Annotated in this window: 6 protein-coding genes and 1 pseudogene; 3 read left to right on the top strand and 4 right to left on the bottom strand. The window is 68.3% G+C overall.

All coding sequences use genetic code 11. The features are described from left to right. A pseudogene (locus VAE53_RS11895) lies at positions 1-193 on the bottom strand (flavin-dependent oxidoreductase); the annotation flags it as partial. A gap of 140 nt (positions 194-333) precedes the next feature. Here VAE53_RS11895 and VAE53_RS11890 point away from each other — a divergent pair. After that, the gene (locus VAE53_RS11890) at positions 334-825 is read left to right on the top strand and encodes a DUF1003 domain-containing protein (RefSeq protein WP_322819585.1); all 492 of its coding nucleotides are present in this window, start codon (positions 334-336) and stop codon (positions 823-825) included. A 23-nt stretch (positions 826-848) separates the two neighbouring features. On the opposite strand, the gene VAE53_RS11885 is transcribed toward VAE53_RS11890, so the two are convergent. The 3 genes from VAE53_RS11885 to VAE53_RS11875 all read right to left on the bottom strand — a co-directional run bounded on the left by VAE53_RS11885 (position 849) and on the right by VAE53_RS11875 (position 3241). Next, the gene (locus VAE53_RS11885; protein WP_322819584.1) at positions 849-1739 is read right to left on the bottom strand and encodes an acyl-CoA thioesterase II; all 891 of its coding nucleotides are present in this window, start codon (positions 1737-1739) and stop codon (positions 849-851) included. A gap of 70 nt (positions 1740-1809) precedes the next feature. Next, positions 1810-2034: a DUF2277 family protein gene (locus VAE53_RS11880; protein ID WP_322819583.1), complete on the bottom strand. Its 225-nt coding sequence runs from the start codon at positions 2032-2034 to the stop codon at positions 1810-1812. A 16-nt stretch (positions 2035-2050) separates the two neighbouring features. Continuing rightward, positions 2051-3241 carry an acyl-CoA dehydrogenase family protein gene (locus VAE53_RS11875; RefSeq protein WP_322819582.1) on the bottom strand — a complete coding sequence of 397 codons (1191 nt, stop codon included), beginning with the start codon at positions 3239-3241 and terminating at the stop codon, positions 2051-2053. A gap of 79 nt (positions 3242-3320) precedes the next feature. Between VAE53_RS11875 and VAE53_RS11870 the strand changes: the two genes are divergently transcribed. Further along, positions 3321-4310, top strand: coding sequence for a sensor domain-containing diguanylate cyclase (locus VAE53_RS11870; protein ID WP_322819581.1), 990 nt, complete (start codon positions 3321-3323; stop codon positions 4308-4310). Then, positions 4307-5266, top strand: a complete 960-nt coding sequence (locus VAE53_RS11865) for an HDOD domain-containing protein (RefSeq protein WP_322819580.1) — start codon at positions 4307-4309, stop codon at positions 5264-5266. Before VAE53_RS11870 ends, VAE53_RS11865 begins: the two co-directional genes overlap by 4 nt. The last annotated feature ends 99 nt before the right edge of the window (positions 5267-5365 follow it).

The raw sequence follows: 5365 nt of genomic DNA, 5'->3' as shown, positions 1-5365 counted from the left end.
CGTTGCAACAGATGCCATCGAACCCACACCGCTCCGCATACTCCAGCTCGTCCAGATACTCGTTATAGACGTGGTGGCCCTTCACCGGGTCGAAAAGCGAGTACGGCACATCCACCCACACGCTCCGGTACCGCTCCTTGAAATCCTCCGGAAGATACGGATACGGCATCAGATGGAACCAGTGGAATTTCATGCGAGCCCCCTCCCGGCCGGCATGCGCGCCGTCCTATCGCCAACTGCATACCCCCGCCATCCCCGTTCGTCAAGGCGTACCCACGCCGCCCCCACCCGGCTACCCTACCGCACAGCGCACCCCACCAACGGAGGCTCGCATTGCACCCTCGAGAGACTGCCACCAGCATCGAACACCTCGTCGAGCGCCACGCCGTCGGCCCCCTCGTCCACCCCCAACACATCATCGCCGCCGTCCGCAGCGAAGAAACCACCGTCCGCCGCTTCAATGGCTGGCTCGCCGACCACATCGTCGCCGCCGCCGGCACCATGGCCTTCTTCCACTTCCTCTGGCTCCTCATCGGCGGCTGGGCCGCCTGGCAGTCCGGCCTCCTCCACAACCGAGGCTTCGACCCATTCCCCTATGCCTTCCTCTTCTTCGTCCTCGGCGGCATCATGCAGTCCCTCTTCGTCCCCACCATGCTCACCGCCTCCAACCGCGCCGCCGAACGCGACCGCATCAAAGACGAAGCCGACCATCGGGCCTGGTCGCACCTCTACGACGTCAACGACACCCAGCTCGAACTCCTCCGCACCCTCCTCGCCCGAGTCGAAGCCCTCGAGCGCGCCCTCGGCACCAGCCCGACGCGCTGAACCGCTCCACCCCTTCGTGCCCCTCACCCTCGTGGTGCCCGGAAAAGCCCCTCCTGGGCCACCGTCGCGATCCGCCTCCCCGAGCGGTCGTACATCCCCGCCAGCATGATCGCCCGCGCCCCATACGCCGCCGGGCTCTCGCTCACATAGAGCACCCAATCGTCGAACCGAGGCGGTCGGTGGAACCACATCGCGTGGTCGAGGCTCGCCGTGCTCCCGCCCGGCTGCCAAAGCCCATAGTGGTGCGCCACCGTCGCCACCAGGCCGCTATCGCTGAAATACCCCAGCGCCGCCGCATGGAGCACCGGATCCTCCGGCAACGGCTCCACCATCCGCCCCCATACCGCCCGCGCCGGCAACCGCCCCGTCCCATCGTCCGCCCGGGTCGGCTCCGCCGCCGAGCGCAGATCGATCGGACGGCCCAACCGGCTCCGCATCCGCTCCGCCATCGCCGGCGGAACCTCCGCCATCCGCGGCAGTGCAATCGTCGTCCACCAGGGCGGGCAGCTCTCCGGTTCCGGCGCCGCCGGCATCGGCGCCTGGTGCGCGATCCCCTCCTCCTCAGCCGCAAAGCTCACCGAAGCCTCGAAAATCGTATGCCCCGCCTGGATTGCGGTAACCCGCCGCGTCAAAAAGTTCCGCCCCTCCCGGATCCGCTCCACCGAATAGTCGATCGGGTCCTGCGGCTTCCCCGCCCGCAAAAAATAGGCGTGCAGCGAATGAATTCTGCCGAAACCAGCCGTCCGCCCGGCCGCCACGATCGCCTGAGCCAGCACCAGCCCGCCGAACAGCCGCCCCTCCTCCTGCCCCGGCATCCCCCGGAAACGGTCGTAATCCGCCGGCTCGAGCGCCAGCTGCCGAAGAAACCCCTCGATTCCCGGCCCCTCGCCGGGATCACGCACCTCATCCCTCATCGCCTTCCATCCCTCCGCCGCCCGGCAGGCACCGCAGCGCCCCGCCCGGCCCGAGAATCGTACCGTCAGCCTACCCGGCCATCGCCGAACCGTCTCGTCCCGCATCCAGCGCTGCCAACAGCCGCGTCGTCGCCGCAGCCACCTCCTCCACCGCCGCCTCGAACGCCGCCGCATTCCGCCGCGAAGGTTGGCGGTAGCCGCTCACCTTTCGCACATACTGCAGGGCCGCTGCCCGCACCTCCTCCCCCGACGGTGCAGGCTCCTGCCCACGCAGCGTGCGAATGCTCCGGCACATCTCGCCCTCCCAGCGATCAGCCCCGCGGCAGCCCGAGCCCGCGCGTCGCGATGATATTGCGCTGCACCTCGCTCGTCCCGCCCCCGATCGTCGCCGCCACCGAGTGGAGCTGAAAGCGCCCGATGCGCCCCAAAAGCAGCTCCCACCGCGAGGCCCCACGCGACGTCACCTGCCCCCGCAGCCCCGCCATCCGATACAGCACCGCCGCCATCCGCTGCTCCACCTCGCTCGCGTACAGCTTCACGATGCTCGCCTCGTAGTTCGGCTGCGTCCCCCGAGCCTGCATCGAGACCACCCGCAAGCTCAGATTCCGCGCCACCTCCACCTCGATGAACAAATCCGCCAACCGATGGCGCGCCCAGCCGAGATTCGCCAGCCCCTCCGCCTTCGCGCAGGCCACCGCCTCCTCCAAAATCGCCCGATACTCCACACACAAATCCACCAGACTCCGCTCGAAATCCAACGTCGTCGCCGCCACGTACCAGCCCCGATTCTCCTCGCCCACCATGTTCCGCGCCGGCACCCGCACATTCTCGAAGAACACCTGGTTGAACCCGCTATTCCCCACCATGTTGACAATGGGCGAAAGCGAAATCCCCGGGCTCCGCATATCGACGAGAAAATACGAAAGCCCCCGGTGCTTCGGCGCATTCGGGTCCGTCCGCGCCAACAGAATCATCCAATCCGCGATGTGCGCCCCGCTCGTCCAGATCTTCTGCCCATTCACCACGAAGTCGTCCCCATCCCGCACCGCGCGCGTCTGTACACTCGCCAGATCCGACCCAGCGCCCGGCTCGCTGAAGCCCTGACACCAACGCTCCTTCCCCGAAAGAATCGGCTCGATGAACCGCTCCTTCATCCACTCCTCGCCGTACTGCATCAGCGTCGGCGCCACCCAACCAATCCCCACCCCACCGAAACGCGGCGCTCGGGCGCGCGCCATCTCTTCCTTCAAAATGAACTGCTGCATCACCGGCAACTCCGCCCCGCCGTACCGCTTCGGCCAGGCCGGAGCCACCCACCCGCGCGACTGCAGCCTCCGCCGCCACTCCGCCAACGCCTCCTTGTCCCGCTCGTGCCCGCTCGAAAGCTGACCCCATTCCCCCTCGCCCGCGTCACCTCGGAGCGCCTCGGGCAAATTCTCGGCGATCCACGCCCGAACCTCCGAGCGGAACGCCGCCTCTTCCGGAGAATCGCGAAAATCCACGCCCCGAAGCATACCGGCACCGGCCCCCGCGATCACTTCCACCTGCACCGCAGCACCCACCCTGCCGATACCTTCAGCGATGGCACGAACCAACGCAGCCCCAGCCCGCCGAACCGACTTCCTCGCCGTCCTCTCCGACCCCGACCTCCTCCAGCTCCTCCTCGTCGCCTGCCCCGATGCCGTGATCGTCGCCTCCTCCGCCGGGCGCATCGCCCTCTACACCGGCGCCGCCGAAGCACTCTTCGGCTTCGCCCCCATCGAAGTGCTCGGCCGCCGCGTATCCGTCCTCTTCCCCGACCGCACCGAACGTCGCACCCTCCGCCAAGCCCTCGCCCAGCACGGATACGTCGCCGCCCTCGAACTGCGCGCCCTCCGCAAAGCAGCACCCCCCTTCGTCGCCGCCGTCTCCGCCGCTCGCATCGACGACCGCTTCGGCCAACGCCTCGCCACCGTCTACTACATTCGCGACCATACCAGCGTCCGCGAAATCGAAGACGCCCTCCGCCGCAACAACGCCCAGCTCACCAGTCTCGTCTCCAGGCTCGACCACCTCGCTCGCCACGATCCCCTCACCCGCCTCCTCAACCGCGCAGCCGCCTTCGAAGCGGCCGAAAGCATCCTTCTCGCCTTCCCAATGGGCCAAGGCCGCCTCGCCGCCGTCGTCTTCGACCTCGACCGCTTCAAGGCCGTCAACGATTCCTACGGCCACCTCGCCGGCGATGCCGTCCTCGAACAATTCGGCACCGTCCTCCGCCAACAGGCCCGCCACGGCGACGTCGTCGGCCGCTTCGGCGGCGAAGAATTCATCGCCTTCCTCCCCGGCGCCTCCCTCGACGACGCCGCCCGCTTCGCCGAACGCGTCCGCCAAGCCTTCGTCGCCGCCCCCGTCCACGTCGACGAATCGCTCACCATCGCCGTCACCGTCAGCGCGGGGGTATCCGCCATCCCCACCTGTGCCGATAACCTCGAAGAAGCCGTGCGCATCGCCGACGAACGCCTCTACGCCGCCAAGCGCCTCGGGCGCAACCGCGTCATCGCCGATGACCACCACCGCAGGAGCGCCGCATGACCGCCGACCCGACTGCGGAATCCCCCTACCTCCGCAACCGCCTCCGCACCATCGTCCAATCCACCACCGAGCTCGCCCCGCTCAAAGCCGTCGCCACCAAAGCCATCCAACTCGCCGAAGACGAGCGCTCCGCCGCCATGGACCTCGCCACCGTCATCAGCTCCGACCAAGCACTCACCGCCCGCCTCCTCAAACTCTCCAACTCCGCCTACTACGGCTACGCCCGCCGCATCTCCAACGTCCGCGAGGCCGTCATCCTCCTCGGCATGCGCACCGTCCGCTCCGTCGCCATCTCCACCGCCATCATCGATGCCCTCCGCATCCCCAACCTCCAAAACACCCGCTTCGACCAAGACCTCTTCTGGGCCCACAGCGTCACCGTCGGCATCATCGCCGAAGTCATCGCTCGCGAGACCCGCATCGCCCGCCCCGAAGACGCCTTCACCGCCGGCGTCCTCCACGACATCGGCAAACTCGCCATGATGCTCGCCGAGCCAGCAGCCTTCGCCGAAGTCGTCGACCTCGTCGCGACCGAAGGCCTCAAGTACCGCGACGCCGAATTCGCCGTCTTCGGCTTCGGCCACGAGCTCGTCGGCGCCCGCCTCGCCGCCCGCTGGAAATTCCCCGAACCGCTCGTCGCCGCCATCCAAACCCACCATCAGCCCATCGCCGCCATCGAATCCATGGCCGATATCGTCGCCGCAGCCAACCTCGCCGCCAACCGCGAAGGGCTCGCCGCCGGCTTCGACTACACCCACGAGCCCGAACGCCGCCCAGCCCTCGCCGTACCGCCCGCCTGCGACCTCGCCATCGCCAAAGTCCACGGCGGCATCGCCACCCTCGAAGAAAAAGCGCGCGCCTTCCTCACCCACGTCACCTCCCGCGCCCCCCGCTGGTACCGCCCCCACCACGGCGAAGAGGCCGAGCTCCCCGACCACCACGAGCCGGCAGCCTGATGAACCCCCCTTCGGCGGCCGAATCCTATCGTGAGGACTGCCGATGACTTCCGCGCCCACGGTACCCGCCAGCCCCGGCGACGACGACCCCTCCACCCC

The organism is Tepidiforma sp., assembly GCF_034432735.1.
Classification (GTDB): domain Bacteria; phylum Chloroflexota; class Dehalococcoidia; order Tepidiformales; family Tepidiformaceae; genus Tepidiforma.
The sequence above is the reverse complement of the archived record's forward strand: the minus strand, read 5'-3'. Positions and strand labels throughout refer to the sequence as shown.

What these genes read in the sequence shown, in the direction of transcription:
- VAE53_RS11865 (WP_322819580.1), top strand. Translation starts at nt 4,307, where the DNA reads ATGACCGCCGACCCGACTGCGGAATCCCCCTACCTCCGCAACCGCCTC.
- VAE53_RS11880 (WP_322819583.1), bottom strand. Translation starts at nt 2,034, where the DNA reads ATGTGCCGGAGCATTCGCACGCTGCGTGGGCAGGAGCCTGCACCGTCG.
- VAE53_RS11885 (WP_322819584.1), bottom strand. Translation starts at nt 1,739, where the DNA reads ATGAGGGATGAGGTGCGTGATCCCGGCGAGGGGCCGGGAATCGAGGGG.
- VAE53_RS11870 (WP_322819581.1), top strand. Translation starts at nt 3,321, where the DNA reads ATGGCACGAACCAACGCAGCCCCAGCCCGCCGAACCGACTTCCTCGCC.